Genomic DNA, 20893 nt, shown 5'->3' with positions numbered 1-20893 from the left:
AACCATGAATCTGCTCATCCTGCATCGCGTGCCCTATCCGCGCATCGAATATGCGCGCGGCATCGATCATGACGCCCACTTCGTCACGTACTTCGGCACGCGCGCGCTGCTCGACACGCTGCCGCCCGGCCTGCGCCACGAAGTCGTGGAGCGCCCCGGCCACGCCGGCACGTTCGACGAAGCGCGCGCGTGGCTGCAGCGCGAAGACCGTCGCTTCGACCGGATCATCGCGATGTCCGAATACGACCTGCTCGATGCGGCGCGCCTGCGCGAATGGCTCGGCGTGCCGGGCGCGACCGTCGGCGACGTCACGCTCGTGCGAGACAAGGTCGAAATGAAGGAGGCGGTACGGCGCGCCGGCCTGCGCGTGCCGCGCTTCGCTTCGGTCGCCGAGCTCCTGCGCGCGCCCGCCGCGTTGCCGTGGCGCGGCCGCACCGTGCTCAAGCCGATCAGCGGCGCGTCGAGCGAGGACGTCGTCATCTTCGATTCGCCCGCCGATATCGCCCAGGCGATCGCGGACCGCCGCTCGGGCGTCGCGCGGCTCGACGGCGAAGTCCAGGCGATCGACGCCTACGAGCTCGAAGAATTCGTCGAAGGCGCGATCGTGCACTTCGACGGCCTCGTCGCGAACGGCGACGTGCTGACGCTGACCGCGAGCCGCTACATCGGCACCTGCCTCGGCTTCGCGCAGGGCGAGCCGCTCGGCTCATACCACTTCCCGGTGTCGGACGACGCGGCCGCGTGGGTGCGCGCCACGCTCGCCGCCGTCGGCATCCGCCAAGGCAGCTTCCATCTGGAGGCGATCGAAAATCGCGCGGAGACGGTCTTCCTCGAAGTCGGCAATCGCGTCGGCGGCGCGGACGTCGTCGCGACATTCGAGCATGCAACGGGCGTCCACCTGCCGTCGGAGGAGCTGCGTGTGATGCTGGACGGCCGGCCGTCGCGCCCGCTGCCGCCGACGCAAACCCATCCGCACTGGCACGGGTGGTTCGTCTTCCCGGGTCACAAGCGCGAGGCCGACACGCATCGCGGCATCGCCGGAATCGACGCGTTTCGCGACGATCCTTCGCTCGTTCGCTGGGCGGAGCTCGCGCCCGGCACGCCGCTGCCTCGCCGGATCACGTACTCGGCCCATGAGGCACCGCTCGCTGGCATCGTCGCCAAACCGGACTGGCAGGGCACGCGGGACTGGATCGACGCGCTCTTCGCCGCCGCCCGCAACGCCGAGCAACTGGCGCGCGCCGCGTAGCCGGATCGCGAAGGCCCGCCTCCATCTCAACCATCAGGAATTCATCGTGACCACACAACAGATCATCCCTGACACGCTCGATTGCAACACGCTCGCCGGCCAGCAGGCGCTCAATTCGTTCTATCTGAGGGAGCTCGCGCCGCCGAGCGCGCCCGAAACGGTTCCGCTGCCGGAAGACTACGCCCGCATCCTGGGGCTCGAAACGGCATGGAGCAACTATGAAGCATCCCGAATCGAACTCGGCGACGTGCCGGCCGACGCGGAGCAGTTCGAGGAATGGTACGTCGAGCTGCGCAACGCGCATCGCAAGGCGGTCGCGCCGTTCTTCGATTTTCTCGCCGAACAGGCGTCGCTGCCGCAGCTATCGCTGTTCGTCAGCCTCGAAGCGCAGGTGGACGGCCGCTTCGACGACATCATCGCGCTCTCGCAGCTCGGCATGGACGGCGACATGAAACTCGCGCTCGCCGAGAACTACTGGGACGAGATGGGTCTCGGCGATCTCGACGAGATGCACACGCGCGTGTTCACGCGCGCCGCGCCGTTCTTCAAGGCGCAGCTCGGCGCGCTCGATCTCGACCGGGACATCCCCGTCGCGGCGCTCAAGAACGGCAATCTGCTGCTGATGTATGCGCTGCGCCGCCAGCACGTCGGGCGCCTGCTCGGCGCGCTGACGCTGCTCGAGCAAACGGTCCCGTACCGCTTCACGCGGATGCTGAAAGGCATGCACCGCCACAACGTGCCGAAAGAGTTTCGCTACTACCACGATCTGCACGTGCCCGTCGACGCGAACCACGGCAAGCAGTTGGTCTCGCGGGTGCTGCTGCCACTCGCCCGCAAGAGCCCGCGCGTCATTCGCGATCTCTGCGAAGGCTGCCTGGTCCGCTTCCAGATCGAGCAGGAGTATTACGCGGGCGCACGCGACGTGATGGATCGCCGCCTGCACTGAGCGTTCCGACGCGCAACCGGTTCGTCCCGTCACCAACGACGACGCCATTCCAACCTTCGACTTCATCATGCATCCAACTCTCGCCTCCGATCTCGCCGACATCGATTCACATCTCGAACGCACGCTGCGCCACGCGACGTCGGCGCTCGCCGCGCTCGACACGCGTCCCGCCGCGCTCGCGCCGCCCCCCGCCAATCCGCAGCCGCTGCGCGACGACGGCATCGGGCTCGACGGCGCGCTCGCGGAGTTCGCGAAACGCTGGGTGCCCGGCTTCTCGGGCAGCCCGGGGCCGCGCTATCTCGGCTTCGTCACGGGCGGAGCAACGCCCGCGTCGCTCGCGGGCGATTGGCTCACGAGCGTCTACGACCAGAATCCGACCGCCGGCATCGACAGCGCCGCGCCGGATCTGGAGCGCGAGACTGTCGGCCAGTTGCGCGAGCTCTTCGGGTTGAGCGACGCGCAGCAAGGCGTTTTCGTGACGGGCGCAACGATGTCGAATCTCGTCGGCCTCGCACTGGGCCGCGAATGGCTCGGCGAGCGCAAGCGCGTCAACGTCTCCGAACAAGGGCTCGCCGCGCTCGGCGACGTGCGCGTGCTGTCGGCCGTGCCCCATTCGAGCATCTACAAGGCGCTGTCGGTGCTCGGCATCGGGCGCCGCGCGGTACGGAAGATCGCGACGCAACCCGGGCGCGAATCGGTCGACGTCGCCGCGCTCGAAGCCGCGCTCGCCGCGCTGAACGGCGAGCCGGCGATCGTCGTCGCCAGCGCGGGCACGGTCAACACCGTCGATTTCGACGACCTGCGCGCAATCCACGCGCTGAAGGCGCGTTATCCGTTCTGGCTGCACGTCGACGCCGCGTTCGGCGCATTCGTCGCGCTCGTGCCTGAGTATGCCGCGCTCGTCGACGGGCTCGATGCCGCCGATTCGATCTGCATCGATCTGCACAAGTGGCTCAACGTGCCGTACGACGCGGCCGTCCAGTTCACCCGGCGCCGCGACCTGCAGGTACGCATATTCCAGAACAGCTCGGCTTATCTCGGCGTGCCGACCGACAACCCCGACTTCGTCCATCTGACGCCGGAGAACTCGCGCCGGCTGCGCGCGCTGGCGACATGGTTCGCGCTCGCCGCTTACGGGCGCGCGGGGCATGCGGAAATCGTCGCGCGCAACATCCGGCTCGCTCAGGCGCTCGGCGAACGGCTCGCGCAGACGCCGGGCCTGCGGCTCCTCGCGCCAACGCGCGTCAACGTCGTGTGCTTCACGCTGGCCGAGCGGCCCGACGAGGCGCGCGTGAACGCGTACGTGCGCGCAATACGGGATCTCGGCGATGTGTTCGTCACGAGCACCGTCTACGACGGCACGTGGGGCTTGCGCGTCGCCTTCACGAACTGGCGCACCGTCGACGACGACATCGAACGCATCGCTTCGTCGTTACGCGACGCGCTGAACGCGCTGCACTGACCATTTCCCGCCCCGAGCGGCCGAACGGCCGTCGTGACCGTTCGGCCGGGCAACCGTACCCCCCACCACACACGTCTTACAAAAGGAATCGAACATGTCGAATGAACCCCTGAGCGCCGGGCAAACCGTGCTGACCCGCGACAATGCCGCGCCAGTCGGCGACAACCGAAACTCGCAGACGGCCGGACCGACCGGACCCGATACGCTGCAGGACGTGCAGCTCGTTCAGAAGCTGCAGCGCTTCAATCGCGAACGGATTCCGGAGCGCGTCGTGCATGCGCGCGGCACCGGCGTCCACGGCCATTTCGTCGCGACGGCCGACATCTCGCACCTGACGCGCGCCGCCGTGTTTGCTCCCGGCAAGCGCACGCCGGCGTTCGTGCGCTTCTCCACGGTGATCCATCCGGCCGGCTCGCCCGAAACGCTGCGCGATCCTCGCGGTTTCGCGACCAAGTTCTACACGGACGAGGGGAACTGGGATCTGGTGGGGCTGAATCTGCCGGTGTTCTTCATTCGCGACGCGATCAAGTTTCCGGACATCGTTCACAGCTTCAAGCCGTCGCCCGTTCGCAACGTTCAGGATCCCGAACGCATATTCGACTTCCTGTCGCACGTTCCCGAGGTGACGCACATCCTGACCCGCCTGTACACGGATCTCGGCATTCCGGCGAGCTACCGGAAAATGGACGGCTACAGCGTGCACGCATACAAGTTCGTCGATGCGCAGGGACGCTATGCTTACGTCAAGTTTCGCTGGAAGAGCCTGCAAGGCGTCGCGACGCTCGACATCGATCAAGCGGCCGACATCCAGGGCAAGGATTTCAACAATCTGACCAACGATCTGTACCGGGCGATTGCCGCGGGCGAGTTCCCCCAATGGGATCTGTACATCCAGGTGCTGCAGCCCAGCGAGCTGAACCGCTTCTATTTCGATCCGCTCGACGCGACGAAGATCTGGCCCGACGTGCCCGAACAGAAGATCGGCACACTCACGCTGGACCGCGTTCCCGACAATTTCTTCGAGGCGACGGAACAGGTCGCGCTGTCGCCCGCGAACCTCGTGCCCGGCATCGAGCCGTCGGAGGACCGGCTGCTGCAAGGGCGCATCTTCGCGTATTCGGACACGCAACTCTATCGGCTCGGCGCGAATCATTCGCAGTTTCCGGTCAACCGGCCGATCGCGCCGGTCGTCAATTACAACCAGAACGGCGCCGGCGATTACGGCGCGCGCAGCGGAGAAGTCAATTACGAGCCGAGTCACTTCAGCGACGTGCATGCCGATCCGCAGTATCGCTACAGCCAATTGCCGCTGACGGGAACGACGCAGCAAGAACCGATCCGCAAGCGACAGGACTTCCAGCAGGCGGGCGACTTCTATCGATCGCTGTCCGATACGGACAAGGCCCATCTCGTCAGGAATCTGTCAGGCGACTTGCGCCAGGTCACGAACGAGCGCAATCGCTATACGATCCTGAGCTTTCTCTATCGAGCCGATCCGGCCTACGGCACGTCTGTCGCCCAGGCGCTCGGCGACGACGCGGCCCGCGTGAAGGCCGAAGCCGCGCATCTCGAAGACTGAGCGCCGCCATGTCGGCGTAAACGCGGCGGCCTCGCGCCTCGGCGCGCCGCGTCACTCGCCGCCCCCTCTTTCTCACGCCGCCTTCGACAACTCCGAGGCTTCGACGCCGAGATTCCCTCATGCCCTTATGGTTGCACATAAAAACCATACATGCTACAAAGCACGTAGTTTCAATTTAAAACCATGCGTGTCTTCCGGCATGCCATTCGTTCATAGGAGAAGTTCGTGACGTACTACCGCACCCAGATCGTCGACGGCATCAAGATCTTCTACCGCGAAGCAGGCGACAGAAAGAATCCGACGCTTCTGCTCCTGCACGGTTTCCCCGCCTCTTCGTTCATGTACCGCGATCTCATCGAACAGTTGAAGGACCGCTTTCATCTGATCGCCCCGGACTATCCTGGCTTCGGATACAGCGACGCGCCGTCCGTCGGGGCGTTCACGTACACGTTCGACCGCCTCGCCGACGTGATCGACGCATTCACGGCTCAGCTCGGCATCGAGCGCTACGGGCTGTATCTGCAGGATTTCGGCGGCCCCGTGGGCTTCCGTCTCGCAAGCCGGCATCCGGACAAAGTCACGTTTCTCGTCATTCAGAACGCGAATGCGTATGAGGAAGGGCTGCACGACGATTTCTGGGCGCCCGCGCGCGCGCTCTGGAACGATCCTTCGCCCGAGAACTTCGACAAGATCCGCAACGCGGCGATCTCCGACGAGGCGCTCGAATGGAACTACACCCACGGCGTCGCCGACGTCGAGCGCGTGAATCCGGACAACTGGGTGCTGCAGCGCGCGCTGCTCGCGCGGCCGGGCAACAAGGAGATCATGCTCGCGCTGCTGTACGACTACCGGACCAATCTCGATCGCTATCCGGAATGGCATGCGTACTTCGAGGCCCATCAGCCGCCGACGCTCATCGTATGGGGCAAGCACGACGTGGTGTTCCCGGAAAGCGGCGCCCATCCGTATCGTCGGCATCTGAAGCAGCTCGACTTCCATCTGCTGGAAACCGGCCACTTCGCGCTCGAAGATCAATCCGCGGAAATCGCCGCGCACATCAAGCGGTTTGCGGAAAACGCCGTATCCGCATGAAGCCGATGCGCGCGCGCATCGCGCTTGCACGCCCCCTTTTTCGAACGGAGCCACCGATGCCCCCCGACACCGATACCCTACGCGCTTCCCCCGGCGAGTTCGACGCCGGCTACGCCGCGAGCCAGACGACCTTCGACGCGCCCACGCTCTCCCGCGCCGTCGCGCTGCTGTTCGCACTCGCCTGCGGCCTCGCGGTCGCCAACGTCTATTACTCTCAGCCGCTGCTCGACACGATGGCGCACGAGTTCGGCATCAGCCCCGCGACCATCGGCCTCGTCGTCACCGTCACGCAGATCGGCTACGGTTTCGGCCTGCTGCTCATCGTGCCGCTCGGCGATCTGCTCAATCGAAGGCGGCTGATCGTCGGACAGTCGCTGCTGTCGGTCCTCGCGCTGGTCGCGGTCGGCGTGGCGCCGACGAGCGCCATCCTGTTGATCGGCATGGCCGCCGTCGGCCTGCTCGCCGTCGTCACGCAGGTGCTCGTCGCGTACGCCGCGTTTCTCGCGCGCCCGAGCGAGCAAGGGCAAATCGTCGGCGTGGTGACGAGCGGCATCATCATCGGCATCCTGCTCGCGCGAACGGTGTCGGGCACGCTGTCCGACCTGTTCGGCTGGCGGTCCGTCTATTTCGTGTCGGCCGCCGCGACGCTCGCGATCGCCGCGTTGCTGTACCGCGCGCTGCCGGACCGGCACGAGGCCCGCTCGCACGTGCCCTACCCGCGCCTGATCGGCTCGGTGTTCACGCTGTTCGTCGAAGAGCCCGTGCTGCGCGTGCGCGCGACGATCGCGCTGCTCGTGTTCTCGGCGATCACGGTGCTCTGGACGCCGATGGTGCTGCCGCTCAGCGCGCCGCCGTTTTCGCTGTCGCATACGCAAGTCGGCCTGTTCGGACTGGCGGGCGCCGTCGGCGCATTGGGCGCCGCCCGCGCGGGTCGACTGGCGGATCGAGGTTTCGCGCAGCGCACGACGGGCTACGCGCTGCTGCTGATGCTCGTTTCGTGGCTTCCCGTTGCGCTGCTCGACCGTTCACTGTGGGCACTCGTCGTCGGCGTGGTGACGATCGACTTCGCGCTGCAATCCGTACACGTCGCAAATCAGAGCCTGATCTACCGGGTTCGGCCGGACGCGCGCAGCCGCCTGACCGCCGGCTACATGATCTGCTATTCGATCGGCTGCGCGAGCGGCTCCATCGGCTCGACGCTCGTCTACGCGCGATACGGATGGCTGGGCGTGTGCACCGCGGGCGCGCTCATCAGCGCGGCGGCACTCGTCTTCTGGGCGGCGACCCGGCATCTGACGCCGGAAACGCGGCCGGAAGCCGGATGATTCGCGACGGCCGGCGCGGCCGTCCAATCCGGCGCTTAGAACTCGCGCCGTTCACCGCACTGCCGTTCAACGACGATACCGAGGTCTGCTGGAAGCCCGCGTCGACCGACGCGGGCCCTTGCGCATAAGTCAGTGCCACGCCATACGTGCTGTCGAGCCCCATTGCGCCGGCGTGATTGCCGAAGCCGTAGATCGCGTCGATGCCGAGGCCGTTATACGAGAACGTGTACTTCACCGAGTTCCGCACGGTCAGGAAGTTGCCGATGCCGTTGTACATCCAGCTATCCTGCCAGTAGTCGCCGACGGTCATCGGATCGAAGATGTCGCCCAGGGTGTCGTACAGCGGCGCGTATTGGTTGCCGAAGGTCAGCGAGCCATACCGGTTGCTCGACAGGCCGACATACGCTTGGCGGCTGAACAGCGTGTTCTGCACGTGCAGTTTCCCGTCGCCGAGTTCGAAGCCGTTCTCGAGGCGGAAGATCGCCGACAGGCCGCCGCCCAGATCTTCGCTGCCGCGCAGGCCCCATCGGCTGTGCGTTTGCGGACCGACCGTCATCCCGATCAGAAGCGCCTTGCTCAACCGACTCCCGCCTCACCGCTTCGCACAGGCTCGCCCCGGTCCGCGCCCGTTCGCGCCAGCACCGGTTCGAGCGCGCGCCCCGTATGGCTCGCGCTCACCTGCGCGAGCCCTTCCGGATGCGCGGCCGCCACGATCGCGCCGCCGCCCGCGCCGCCCTCCGGGCCGAGGTCGATGATCCAGTCCGCTTCAGCGATCACGTCGAGGTCGTGCTCGATCACGACGACACTGTGCCCCGCGTCCACGAGCCGGTGCAGCACGCGGATCAGCTTCGCGACATCCGCCATGTGCAGGCCCACGGTCGGTTCGTCGAGCACGTATAGCGTGTGCGGCGCTTTCTGGCCGCGCCGCGTGATGTCGTCGCGCACCTTGCTGAGCTCGGTGACGAGCTTGATGCGCTGCGCCTCGCCGCCGGACAAGGTCGGCGACGGCTGGCCGAGCGTCAGATAGCCGAGGCCGACGTCCTTCATCAGTTGCAGCGGGTGCGCGATGTTCGAGATCGGCGCGAAGAACTCCACCGCTTCGTCGATCTCCATCGTCAGCACGTCGCCGATGTTCCGGCCGCGCCACGTCACCGCGAGCGTCTCCGGGTTGAAGCGTTGCCCGTGGCACACGTCGCACGGCACCTTCACGTCGGGCAGGAAGCTCATGCCGATCGTGCGCACGCCTTGCCCTTCGCACGCAGGGCAACGCCCTTCGCCGGTGTTGAACGAGAAACGCGACGCCGTGTAGCCGCGCGCACGGGCCTCCAGCGTGTCCGCGAACAGCTTGCGGATCGTGTCCCACACGCCGATGTAGGTCGCCGGGCATGAGCGCGGCGTCTTGCCGATCGGCGTCTGATCGACTTCGAGCACGCGGTCGATATGCTCCCAGCCGCTGATCGATTCGCAGCCCTGCCACGCATGCGTGACGTTCAGCGACGGCCGTGGCGCGCTGCGCGCCAGCACGCTCGTGCGGCGATTCCCCGCCTGCGGCGCTTCCTGCTGCGCGGCCTTGCGCGCGCGCCGCGTCGCGGGCGACGACAGCACCGAGCGGCCCACCGCGTCGAGCAGGTTGGTCATCAGCACATCGCGCGCGAGCGTCGATTTGCCCGAGCCGCTCACGCCCGTCACCGCGACGAGCCGCGCGAGCGGAATGCCGACCGTGACGTCGCGCAGGTTATGCAGCCTTGCGCCGTGCACCGTCAGCCAGGTCTGCGGCACCGCCGGCCCGTTCTTCTTGCCAGGCGGATTCACGCCGCGGCGCGTCTGCAGCGGATGCGTCATCGGTTGGGCGAGCAGGCGCCCCGTCACCGACTCGGACTGCGCGGACAGATCCGCCACCCCGCCCTGCGCGACCAGCGTGCCGCCGCGCTTGCCGGCGCCCGGGCCGATGTCGATGATGTGATCGGCGCGGCGAATCGTGTCTTCGTCGTGCTCGACGACGACGAGCGTATTGCCCTTGTCGCCGAGCTTGCGCAGCGCGTTCAGCAGGATCTGGTTATCGCGCGGATGCAGGCCGATCGTCGGCTCGTCGAGCACGTAGCAGACACCCTGCAGGTTGCTGCCCAGTTGCGCCGCAAGCCGGATGCGTTGCGCTTCGCCGCCCGACAGGCTCGGCGCCGCGCGATCGAGGCTCAGGTAGCCGAGCCCGACTTCCTCGAGAAACGCGAGGCGGCTGCCGATTTCGCCGACGATGTCGCGCGCGATCTGCGCGTCCCGCCCCGCGAGCCGCAGGCCGTCGATCCAGCGGCGCGTATCCGATACGGTCCATTGCGCGACGTCGACGATCGAATGGCCGTCGAAGGTCACCCCGCGCGCGGACGGATTCAGACGCGTGCCGCCGCAATCCGGGCACGGCGCGTCGCCGACGCCCTCCGGTTCCTGCTCGTCGGAGGGCAGCGTCTGCTCGCGGCCGCGGCCGTCTTCGGCAAGCACCGTGTCGTCGTACGCCGCGCGCTGCTCGCGCGTGAGCGCGAGGCCGGTGCCCACGCAGGCCGTGCACCAGCCATGCTTGCTGTTGTACGAGAACATCCGCGGGTCCAGCTCCGGGTAGCTCGTGCCGCACACCGGGCACGCGCGCTTCACCGACAGCACCTTGACCGCGCCGACGCGAGCGGTGGAAAGACGGTTGGCCATCGCGTGATGCAGGCCGTCGAGCGGCGCGAGCAGATGCATCACGCCCTTGCCGAGCTCGAGCGCCTCGTTCAGACGCTGTCTCAGCTCGGCCTCGTTGTCCGGCGACACGACGAGGTCGGCCACCGGCAGCTCGATCGTATGCTCGCGGAAGCGGTCGAGCTTCGGCCACGGGACCACCGTCACGAATTCGCCGTCGACGCGCAGATGCGTGTTGCCGCGCGCCTTCGCCCACTTCGCGAGATCCGTGTACACGCCCTTGCGGTTGACGACGAGCGGCGCGAGCAGCCCGACGTGCTCGCCGCGGTGATCGCGCAGCAATTGCGCGGCGATCGATTCGACGGTTTGCGACGTCACCGGCGTGCCGTCATGGATGCAATGCTGAAGGCCGAGCTTCACGTACAGCAGCCGCAGGAAGTGCCACACTTCGGACGTCGTCGCGACCGTGCTCTTGCGGCCGCCGCGCGACAGCCGCTGCTCGATCGCCACCGTCGGCGGAATGCCGTACACCGCATCGACTTCCGGTCGCCCCGCCGGCTGCACGATCGAGCGCGCGTACGCGTTCAGCGATTCGAGGTAGCGGCGCTGGCCTTCGTGAAAGAGGATGTCGAATGCGAGCGTCGACTTGCCGGAGCCGGACACGCCAGTCACCACGTTGAACTTGCCGTGCGGAATGTCGACGTCGAGCGCCTTCAGGTTGTGCTCGCGCGCGTTGACGATCCGCACGACGTCCTCGCCTTCGACCGAGCGCCGCGCACGCGCCGCGTTCAGCGCAGTCTGCAACGGTATGCCCTGGTCGGCGGACTCGGCTTCGGCGCCCATTGCGCGGTCGTAGTGCAACAGCGCCGCGCCGGTATGCGAGCCGGCGCAGGCTTTCACTTCGTCGGGCGTGCCCGCGCACAGCACGAGGCCGCCGCCGTCGCCGCCTTCAGGGCCGAGGTCGATCAGCCAGTCGGCCGCGCGGATCACGTCGAGATTGTGCTCGATCACGATCAGCGAATGGCCTGCCGCGAGCAGCTTGCCGAACGCCTGCATCAGCTTCGCGATGTCGTCGAAGTGCAGCCCCGTGGTCGGCTCGTCGAACATGAAAAGACGCGCGGTGCGCGCCTGTCTCGCGTCGGTCCGGCGCACGCCGCCGGTTTTCGCGGATTCGGCGAGAAAGCCCGCCAGTTTCAGGCGCTGCGCTTCGCCACCCGACAGCGTCGGCACCGGCTGGCCGAGCTTCACGTATTCGAGCCCGACGTCGACGATCGGCTGCAGCACGCGCAACACCTCGGCGTCGGCGGCGAAGCACGCCGCGGCCTCGCTGACGGTCAGATCGAGCACGTCGGCAACGCTGAGCGCGCGGCCGCCGCGCTCGATCCGAACTTCGAGAATCTCGGCTCGGTAGCGCCGGCCGTCGCAGTCCGGGCAGCGCAGGTAGACGTCGCTCAGGAACTGCATCTCGATGTGCTCGAAGCCGGAGCCGCCGCACGTCGGGCAGCGGCCGTCGCCCGAGTTGAAGCTGAACGTGCCCGCGCCGTAGCCGCGTTGCAGCGCGAGCGGCGCCTTCGCGAACAGCTTGCGGATCTCGTCGAACGCGCCGACATAGCTCGCCGGATTCGAGCGCGTGGTCTTGCCGATCGGCGACTGGTCGACGAACACGACATCGCTCACCTGCTCCGCGCCCGCGAGGCGGCGGTACGCGCCCGGCGACTCGGTGGCCTTGCCGAAGTGCCGCGCCATCGCCGGATAGAGCACGTCCTGCAACAGCGTAGATTTGCCGGAACCCGACACGCCGGTCACGCAAACGAGCCGCCGCAACGGAATCTCGACCGTCACGTCGCGCAGATTATGCTCGCTCGCGCCCTCGAGCACGATGCGCGGCGTGTGCGCGTCCACGGGCCGGCGCGACCAGTGCGACGCGTGCGCGACGTGCTTGCGGCCGCCGAGATACTCGCCCGTCAGCGTCTGGGCCGAGCGGATGTCGCCGGGCGTGCCGTCGTAGACGATCGTGCCGCCGCGCTCACCCGGGCCGGGGCCCATGTCGATCAGCCGGTCGGCCGCGAGCATCACCGACGGATCGTGTTCGACGACGACGAGCGTATTGCCCGCGTCGCGCAGGCGCTGCATCGCCTCGACGATCCGGTTCAGGTCGCGCGGATGCAGCCCGATGCTCGGCTCGTCGAGCACGAAGAGCGTCTTCGTGAGCGACGTGCCGAGCGCCGTCGTCAGGTTGATCCGCTGCACCTCGCCGCCCGACAGCGTGCGGCTCTGCCGGTCGAGCGTCAGATAGCCGAGCCCCACGTCGCACAGATACTTCAGCCGCGTGCGCACCTCGGCGAGCAGCAGCTTCAGCGCATCGTCGAGCAGCGCGCTCGGCAGGCTGATGTCGTCGAAGAAGCGGCGAATGCGCTCGATCGGCAGCAGCATCAGGTCGTGCACCGTCAGGCCCGGCAGCGCTTCGAGCTGCGCGCGGGTCCAGTCGACGCCGCGCGGCATGAAGCGATCGGCGCTCGCGAGCACCGCGTCGGCGTTCGCCTTCGTGCCGAGCCGCCACAGCAGCGCTTCCGTCTTCAGGCGCGCGCCGCCGCACACCTCGCAAGGCGTGTAGCTGCGGTATTTCGACAGCAGCACGCGGATATGCATCTTGTACGCTTTCGATTCGAGGTAGCCGAAGAAGCGCTTCACGCCGTACCACTGGCTCTGCCACTTGCCGTTCCAGTCCGGCGAGCCGTTGACGACCCAGTCCCGCTCTTCGTCCGACAGCTCGGCCCACGGCGTATCGCGCCGAATGCCCGCCTTCGCCGCATGGCGCATCAGGTCGTCCTGGCATTCCTTCCAGGCGGGCGTCTGCATCGGCTTGATCGCGCCGCCGCGCAGCGTCTTGCGCGCGTCGGGAATCACGAGGCCGAGATCGACGCCGATCACGCGGCCAAAGCCGCGGCAGGTTTCGCACGCGCCGTACGCCGAGTTGAAGGAGAACAGCGCCGCCTGCGGATCCGCGTAGCGCAGATCGCTGTCGGGGTCATGGAGCCCGGTGGAGTATCGCCATACCTGAGACTGTGCGGCCGTGTCGTTCGCGTTCTCCGGCACCTGCGCGAGCACGTAGACGCTCACCCGCCCGCCGCCGCGCTTCAACGACGCTTCGATCGCCTCGATCGCGCGCGCCTTGTCGACCTGACGCAGACGGAAGCGGTCGGCCACCACGTCGAGCACCTTGCGCGGCCCGGTGGGCGACGCGATTTCGCGCCGCGCCTGCACCCGCGTATAGCCGCTCGCCGACAGCCACTGCTCGACTTCCTCGTCGCTCGCGGTTTCCGGCAACTCGACGGCGAACGTGACCACGAGCCGCGGATCGTGATCCGCCGTGCGCGCGAAGAGGTCCGCATAGATCGTCTCAGGCGTGTCGTGCCGCACCGGCCGCGCGGTCTTGCGGTCGAACAGTTCCGCCGCGCGCGCGTACAGGAGCTTCAGGTGATCGTTGAGCTCGGTCATCGTGCCGACGGTCGAGCGCGAACTGCGGACCGGATTGGTCTGGTCGATCGCGATCGCGGGCGGCACGCCTTCGACGCGGTCCACCTGCGGCCGGTCCATCCGGTCGAGAAACTGCCGCGCATACGCGCTGAACGTCTCGACGTAGCGCCGCTGGCCCTCCGCGTACAGGGTGTCGAACACGAGACTCGACTTGCCGGAGCCCGACGGGCCGGTGACGACCGTCATTTCGCCGGTGCGCAGATCGAGATCGATATGCTTGAGATTGTGCTGACGTGCTCCGCGAATGCGGATCAGATTGCTGGATGACAATTTGTCTGCCCGTCTGAATGAGTTAGCCAGAGTTCGCGGCGCCGAAAGGCTGCGGGAGGCTCGCAGGCCCGGCGCACGCATTGCTGCGCGGGCACCGGTGCGGCTCGATTTCGACGAGTACTATACTGGATATTTATACAGCTTTCCATGACTATCTCAGACCGATGCCGTGCGGAACGGGCGGCCGCCTTGGGGCGGCGCCTGGCGGCAACGGGCGCACGACGCACATATGAATGCAGGCATGGACCATCCCGGGCAGCACGGCGAGATCGACCGGCACGCCGGCTTGCCGCAATCGCTGCGCATACGCTTGGCGCTTCGTCGCGCACCGGATCGTATTCGCACGCCGGCAACGTGACTGGCGGCAACCCCTCGCGCGAAGCCGCCCGTAGCGGCGACACGCAAGGCGAGCCGCCCTCGGCCTGATCGGCCAGGTACATATCGAAGCAATACCGCATGACCTCCTGCGCGAGGTAGTAGCCTTGCCCATAAGTCCGATAGGACTCCGTGTTCATCGACGCATCCAGCAGCGGGTACAGCAACAACTGATGCGCGATCGGCGGACCGCCCTGCTCCCGGGCGACCAGGCAGGCCGCCGCCGCGAGGTTCCCTCCCGCGCTGTCGCCGCCGACGTCGATGCGCGCAGGGTCGAGCCCCAGCAGCGTGGCAATGTTGGCGTCGATCGGCGCATGTTCAGCGGCGCCGTTCCAGGAAGGGCAACAGATGCCCGATAAAGGCGTCGGGCGCCTCTTCCATGATGAAGTGACCACAATCGGGTACGACCGCGCCCTGCAAATCCGCGGCGTTATCGCGCATGGTGACCAGCGGCGCGTCGCAGGTGGCATGTTCGGCGCCGATGGCGAGCACCGGCATCGTCAGCTTGCGCTTCGCACGCTCCCGATTCTGGCGGACCGTCTCCGGAATGGCGCGGTAATAGGAAAAACCGCCGCGCAAACCACCCGGAGCCGCATAGGCGTCGACATAAACATCGACAGCCACACAATCGCGCCGGAACGACCAGCGGTTGAACATGAACTCCAGATAGGCGCGTTCACGCCCGGCAATCAGCGTCTCGGGCAAGTCGGCGAGCTGATTGAACATGAAATGCCAGAGGAAGATGTTTTCTTCCGGCGGGACGAAGATCGGCGGCGCGGGGGCCAGCCCGGGAATCACCGCCTCGGTGAGCGCGAGCGCCGTCACCGCCTCGGGTCGATCGCTGGCCAACGCATAGGCCACCCACATGCCGACGTCGTGACCCGCCACCTGGTAGACGTCGAAGCCGAGCAGCGTCATCACGCGATGCAAGGTGGCGGCCGTGTGTCCGGTGTCATAGCCGACATGCGGCCGGTCGGAATAGCCGGTGCCTGGCGGATCGACAGCAACAGCCATGAAGCCATGCGCTGCGAGCGCCTGCATGACATGGCGCCACGCGTACCAGGTCTGCGGCCACCCTGGAATCAGCAGGACAGGGGTACCGGCGCCGGCGATCACACAATGCACGCGCTGACCATCGATGCGCACATATTGGTGGGTGAAGCCTTGGGAGTTGGCCGATGGCGGCGGAAGTTGAGCGGACATATCGATTTTCCGTAGCAATGCGGGAAGCGGCTCACGCCATGCCGAGCATGGCGTGGATTTGTCGTGGATTGACCGCGGCGCCGGCGAAGTCGTCGAAGATGCGCTCCGTCACGCGGATGATGTGGTCATTGATGAACGCGACGCCTTCGCGCGCGCCGTCCTCCTGGTCCTTGAGACAGCATTCCCACTCCAGGGTGGCCCAGCCCGTGTAGTCGTATTGCGCGAACTTGGAGAAGATCGCCTTGAAGTCGACCTGACCGTCGCCGAGCGAGCGGAAACGGCCGGCACGCTCCAGCCATGAACTGTAGCCGCCGTAGATGCCTTGCCGGCCCGAGGGAAGAAATTCGGCATCCTTCACATGGAACATGCGGATGTGCTCGCGGTAGATGTCGATGTAGGCCAGATAGTCCAACTGCTGCAACACGAAATGACTGGGATCGAACAGGATCTTGCAGCGCGCGTGCTGGCCGACCAGCGCATGGAAGCGTTCGAAGGTGATGCCGTCATGCAGGTCCTCGCTCGGGTGGATCTCGTAACAGAGGTTGACGCCGTTTTCATCGCAGACATCGAGAATCGGCCGCCAGCGCCGCGCCAGCTCGTCGAAGGCCGTCTCGATCAGGCCCGCGGGCCGCTGGGGAAAGGGAAACAGGTAGGGCCACGCAAACGAGCCCGAGAAGGTGCCCATGTCGGTCAGCCCCAGGCGGCGTGAGGCCCGTGCCGCCAGCTTGAGTCGGTCCAGGGCCCATGCCGTGCGCGCGATCGGATTGCCGCGCACGGCCTCGGGGGCGAAGTTGTCGCACATCGCGTCGTACGCCGGATGCACCGCAACCAGTTGCCCGAAGATGTGCGTGGTCAACTCGCTGATCTCCAGGCCATGCTCGGCCAGGGAGCCCTTCACTTCGTCGCAATAATCCTGACTGTCCGCAGCGGTCTCCACGTCGAACAGACGCCCGTCCCAGGCGGGAATCTGCAACGCCTTGAAGCCAACGCCGGCGGCCCATTGCGCGATGTTCGGCAAGCTGTCGAACGGGGTGGCATCGTCGGCGAACTGCGCGAGATGAAGGCTGGGGCCCTTGAGGGTACGCATGCGAAGCTCCAATTGTTTGTTGATTGACAAAGAATAGAATGAGGGAACATCGCATGTCAACACAACGCGCGATAAAATCGACGCAACGATGTATCGACGGATGAGAGAGGCGATGGCGGGACGACCGAGAGAATTTGATCGCGACATGGCCCTGAAACGGGCCATGCTCGCGTTCTGGCGACGCGGCTATGAAGGCACGTCGATGTCTGACCTGGTCGAAGTCATGGGCATCGCGTCAGCACGCATCTATGCCGCCTTTGGCAGCAAGGAGGCGCTGTTCCACGAAGCCGTGACGCTCTACGAGCAAGGCGACGGCGGTTTCGCCGACCGCGCCCTCAGCGAGGAAACCGATGTCCGCGCGGCCATCGAACGGATGCTGCGCGACGCCATAGCCACCTATACCAAGCGCGGCCATCCCCACGGCTGCATGGTGGTATCCGCCGCCACCAACTGCGCGGCCGAAAACGAAGGTGTCGTGGAATGGCTGGCGGCACATCGGCGTGCACGCACGCAATCGATCGCCGAGCGCCTGCGGCTCGCAACCGAACAAGGGCAGCTCGCGCCGGGAACCGACATCAAGGCGTTGGCCGATTTCTATGCGACCCAGTTGCATGGCATCTCCGTTCAGTCCCGCGATGGGGTATCGAAGGAGCGCCTGCTGGCGTCCATCGGTCCGGCCATGATGCCGCTCGCGATGGCTTTGCGTGACATGGCGTGACCTATCATGCCGAACGGCCGCAATGAAACGCCGGGCAGGACATTCAATGAACGGTTCCCACATGGGTCGCATCGGCATCGCGTGTCGGCAAACGATATCGGAAATGCCAGCGCTCTAGGGTCTGTTTACATTCGATGAAATGTGTTTACATCTTGTCTTTTGCACGAGCGGGTCAAGATGCTTCGAACGTTATTGAGCGATGAGGTATGGGTACGAATCGAATCCGTCTTGCCGGGCAAGGAAGGCGATCCAGGGCGCACGGCGAGCGACAATCGTTGGTTTGTCGAAGCGGTACTCTGGATCGGCCGAACCGGTTGCCCGTGGCGCGATTTGCCGAAGGAGTTCGGCCGATGGCATACGGTGTACATGCGCTTCTCCCGGTGGCGTCGCAAAGGCGTGTGGGAACGCGTGGCGCACGCCGTATCGGACGAGACGGAAATCAAACGTGTGCTGATCGACTCAACCATCGTGCGTGCGCACCAGCATTCGGCCGGCGCTCGAAAAAAAGCGGCCCGCAAGCACTCGGCCGCTCGCGTGGAGGACTGACGACCAAGCTGCATCTGGCCGTCGACGAAGCCGGACGAGCTCTGCGGATGATCGTCACTGAAGGACAGGTCTCGGACATTTCGTGTGCGCACGAATTGGTCGAGCATCTGCGCACGGGGGCCGTGATTGCTGACAAAGGCTACGACTCGGATGATTTCGTGAACACCATCCGCGCTACGCGTGCGAAGGCCGTTATCCCGCCGCGCTCGAACCGAAAGACCAAGCGTCGGTACAGCCGCGCGCTGTATCGAACTCGGAACATCGTCGAACGCTTCTTCAATCGAATCAAACATTTTCGTCGCGTCTCCACTCGTTACGACAAGCTCACCGGCAACTATCTCGCCTTCGCGGTGCTTGCCTGCGCCTTTGGGCCGCTGGTGAGAATGTGAACAGGACCTAGCTCAATTCGGCCATCCATCCGGTTGACGTCACAAGTCTTCTGCCCATGCGGCAAACGGACGAATCAGCAAGGATTGCCAAGCTTTCCCCCTATCCCAGGCATTCACTCGCCAAGCCGTCACAAGCGATCCGGCGCCGCCGACGGGCGCGTGCGTAACCGTCGCGGCTGCGACCTAAATTGATAGTTATGCTCGGTAAGTTCGTGCCGATCAGCACCATTTCGATCTGAAGATCGTTGAAAGCAGCCAAAGCTGCCGAGCTTTGCTGCAAGCCGATTCCTGGATCGGCCACACTGCAACCGCAGTTGGCACCCAAAGTACCCATACCCGATACCGCGCGCAAGAGAGCCTATTCCCTGCCTTCCGATTCCCGCGTCGCACGGTGAGCGATCTGGGGCGGTCGGAATAAACACGATGGCCTGTCCGTTTACTAACGGCTCTTCCGCGTTCGGAGCGCAATCATGAAACAGGTTCATGCGGCGCTCGGCGCTGCATTGGCGGCTATCGTGCTGGCGAGCGTCGTGGCGTGCGGCGGTTCCACACACGCCAGGCAATACCAGGTCAGCGCCCTGGTCTCCGACGGTGCGCTTCCGGCTGCTCACGTGGATGTCAACCTGAAGAATCCTTGGGGCATTGCCTTCAATCCCAAGGGCTTTGTATGGGTTGCGGATAACGGCTCGCAGCATGCGACCCTCTATGATGGCAACGGCGTGCCGCAGTCTCTCGTTGTGGCCATTCCCCCCGGCGCCAGCGGCGACCCCGATCCGACCGGCATTGTGTTCAATGGCACGACCGACTTCATGGTGACCCAGGGCGCCAAGTCGGGACCCGCAGCCTTCATTTTCGTGGGAGAGGGCGGGACCATAGCCGCATGGTCGCCCGCAGTCAATCCGACATCGGCGGTCACGGTGTTCGACAGCCGTGGCGCCGCCGTCTACAAGGGGCTGGCGATGGCCAGCAATAATGGGGCGAATTTCCTGTACGCGACGGATTTCCACAATAACCGGATCGACGTATTCGATCGGACCTTCACGAAGGTCACGCCGGCCGGCGCGTTTCAAGACCCCTCGTTGCCAGCAGGATTCGCGCCGTTCGGAATCCAGGCGATCGGCTCGAAACTTTTCGTCGCTTACGCGAAGCAGGACGCGGCAGCGCATGATGACGTTGCTGGCGCAGGCTTCGGCTTGATCGACGTGTTCAGCCCGTCGGGCCAATTCATTCAGCGCTTCACCACCGGCGGGCCGCTGAACGCGCCGTGGGGCATGGCGCGGGCGCCTGCGAATTTTGGTCGCTTCGGCAATGCCATTCTGGTCGGCAACTTCGGCGACGGCATGATCCACGCGTTCGAGGCGGCTTCTGGAATGTTACTTGGGACCCTGCAGCACGCCGATGGCAGTGCGATCGTCGAGCCGGGGCTGTGGGGCATCGCATTCGGCAACGGGCTCAACAGCCAACCCACCGATACACTGTTCTTCGCCGCCGGACCCAATGACGAAGCCGACGGCCTTTATGGCCGCATCGACGTGGAACCGTGATCGCAATCGCCGGGACGGCATGGTGTGACGTAATACCGACGCTCGACAAGAACCCGCCAAACCGTCCGCCGCCGCCCTATCCCGTACCGGCAACCATCCCACAAACTGTATCGGTACTGTACCGATTCGGTCCACTACACTTGCTTCGTCATCCTTGCATTGATTCCGCAGACGAAGAGAGCATCACCATGGACTATTTCACCGTCAGCGCGCTGCCCGCCGGCATGCTGTTCGCGCTCGTCACCTCGATCACGCCCGGCCCGAACAACACGATGCTGCTCGCGTCCGGCGTCAACTTCGGCTTTCGTCGCACGCTGCCGCACATGTTCGGCATCAGTTCGGGCGTCGCGATCCTGATGCTGTCGGTCGGCTTCGGCCTCGGCGAAGCGTTCAAGCGGATCCCGATTCTTTACACGCTGCTCGAAACCGCAAGCGTCGTTTATCTGCTGTATCTCGCGTGGCGCATCGGCACGTCGGGCGAAGTGCGCGCTCACAACGGCAAATCGCGTCCGATGACGTTCGTCGAAGCGATCGCATTCCAATGGGTCAATCCGAAAGCGTGGATGATGGTGCTGACCGCCGCAACGACGATCCAGCTCTCCGCCGACTACGGCCGCAACGCCGTCTGGATGGCGCTTGTGTTCGTCTTCGTCGGCCTGCCGTGCATCAGTGTCTGGGCGGCGTTCGGTCAGGGGCTGCGCGGTTTTCTGTCCAATCCGCGATGGCTGCGCGCGTTCAATATCACGATGGCCGCGTTGCTCGTTCTGTCGCTTTATCCGCTGTTCGCGAAGGTCGCCGGCCACTGAAACGCTTCGCCCCGTTGTGATCCGATCCGGTAAAGCGTACGCTTTCCTTCCGGACATCGGTTCGCCGCATCGCGGACCCGTCCCGGCCGGGAGAA

13 protein-coding genes and 2 pseudogenes are annotated in these 20893 nt (G+C 65.7%); 10 read left to right on the top strand and 5 right to left on the bottom strand.

Annotation, left to right across the window (positions count from 1 at the left end):
- The first annotated feature begins 4 nt into the window (after nt 1–4).
- From AQ610_RS19840 to AQ610_RS19815, 6 genes are all read left to right on the top strand, one after another.
- Complete coding sequence (locus AQ610_RS19840; RefSeq protein ID WP_006028424.1) at nt 5–1249, top strand: ATP-grasp domain-containing protein; 1245 nt, start codon at nt 5–7, stop codon at nt 1247–1249.
- A gap of 46 nt (nt 1250–1295) precedes the next feature.
- On the top strand, nt 1296–2195 hold the full coding sequence (locus AQ610_RS19835) for an iron-containing redox enzyme family protein (protein WP_006028423.1): 900 nt from the start codon (nt 1296–1298) through the stop codon (nt 2193–2195).
- A 67-nt stretch (nt 2196–2262) separates the two neighbouring features.
- On the top strand, nt 2263–3657 hold the full coding sequence (locus AQ610_RS19830) for a pyridoxal phosphate-dependent decarboxylase family protein (RefSeq protein ID WP_006028422.1): 1395 nt from the start codon (nt 2263–2265) through the stop codon (nt 3655–3657).
- Between the two features lie 94 nt (nt 3658–3751).
- On the top strand, nt 3752–5236 hold the full coding sequence (locus tag AQ610_RS19825) for a catalase (RefSeq protein ID WP_009914096.1): 1485 nt from the start codon (nt 3752–3754) through the stop codon (nt 5234–5236).
- A gap of 225 nt (nt 5237–5461) precedes the next feature.
- On the top strand, nt 5462–6328 hold the full coding sequence (locus tag AQ610_RS19820) for an alpha/beta fold hydrolase (RefSeq protein WP_006028420.1): 867 nt from the start codon (nt 5462–5464) through the stop codon (nt 6326–6328).
- A gap of 56 nt (nt 6329–6384) precedes the next feature.
- The gene (locus AQ610_RS19815; RefSeq protein WP_006028419.1) at nt 6385–7653 is read left to right on the top strand and encodes an MFS transporter; all 1269 of its coding nucleotides are present in this window, start codon (nt 6385–6387) and stop codon (nt 7651–7653) included.
- 43 nt (nt 7654–7696) lie between these two features.
- Here AQ610_RS19815 and AQ610_RS19810 read toward each other — a convergent pair.
- From AQ610_RS19810 to AQ610_RS19795, 5 genes and pseudogenes are all read right to left on the bottom strand, one after another.
- Nucleotides 7697–8218: pseudogene (locus AQ610_RS19810) on the bottom strand (porin); the annotation flags it as partial.
- A gap of 11 nt (nt 8219–8229) precedes the next feature.
- Nucleotides 8230–14130, bottom strand: a complete 5901-nt coding sequence (uvrA, locus tag AQ610_RS19805) for an excinuclease ABC subunit UvrA (RefSeq protein WP_006028418.1) — start codon at nt 14128–14130, stop codon at nt 8230–8232.
- Nucleotides 14112–14900 (bottom strand): alpha/beta hydrolase fold domain-containing protein, encoded by a 789-nt coding sequence (locus tag AQ610_RS37495; RefSeq protein WP_009914092.1) that lies wholly within the window; start codon nt 14898–14900, stop codon nt 14112–14114. Before AQ610_RS37495 ends, uvrA begins: the two co-directional genes overlap by 19 nt.
- Nucleotides 14824–15708: an alpha/beta fold hydrolase gene (locus tag AQ610_RS19800; RefSeq protein ID WP_043282963.1), complete on the bottom strand. Its 885-nt coding sequence runs from the start codon at nt 15706–15708 to the stop codon at nt 14824–14826. The genes AQ610_RS37495 and AQ610_RS19800 overlap by 77 nt, the downstream gene beginning before the upstream one ends.
- A gap of 31 nt (nt 15709–15739) precedes the next feature.
- Nucleotides 15740–16795, bottom strand: a complete 1056-nt coding sequence (locus AQ610_RS19795; protein ID WP_009914090.1) for a sugar phosphate isomerase/epimerase family protein — start codon at nt 16793–16795, stop codon at nt 15740–15742.
- A 112-nt stretch (nt 16796–16907) separates the two neighbouring features.
- Here AQ610_RS19795 and AQ610_RS19790 point away from each other — a divergent pair, with 112 nt between their 5' ends.
- The 4 genes and pseudogenes from AQ610_RS19790 (at nt 16908) to AQ610_RS19770 (ending at nt 20798) form a co-directional block, all read left to right on the top strand.
- Nucleotides 16908–17513 carry a TetR/AcrR family transcriptional regulator gene (locus AQ610_RS19790; protein WP_043283032.1) on the top strand — a complete coding sequence of 202 codons (606 nt, stop codon included), beginning with the start codon at nt 16908–16910 and terminating at the stop codon, nt 17511–17513.
- A 177-nt stretch (nt 17514–17690) separates the two neighbouring features.
- Nucleotides 17691–18448: pseudogene (locus AQ610_RS34215) on the top strand (IS5 family transposase).
- Nucleotides 18449–18918: 470 nt separating this feature from the next.
- Nucleotides 18919–19992, top strand: a complete 1074-nt coding sequence (locus AQ610_RS19775) for a TIGR03118 family protein (RefSeq protein WP_006028412.1) — start codon at nt 18919–18921, stop codon at nt 19990–19992.
- A gap of 188 nt (nt 19993–20180) precedes the next feature.
- Nucleotides 20181–20798: a LysE family translocator gene (locus AQ610_RS19770; protein ID WP_006028411.1), complete on the top strand. Its 618-nt coding sequence runs from the start codon at nt 20181–20183 to the stop codon at nt 20796–20798.
- Nucleotides 20799–20893 lie beyond the last annotated feature (95 nt).

The sequence above is a fragment of the Burkholderia humptydooensis genome (genome assembly GCF_001513745.1).
Lineage (GTDB): Bacteria > Pseudomonadota > Gammaproteobacteria > Burkholderiales > Burkholderiaceae > Burkholderia > Burkholderia humptydooensis.
The sequence above is the reverse complement of the archived record's forward strand: the minus strand, read 5'-3'. Positions and strand labels throughout refer to the sequence as shown.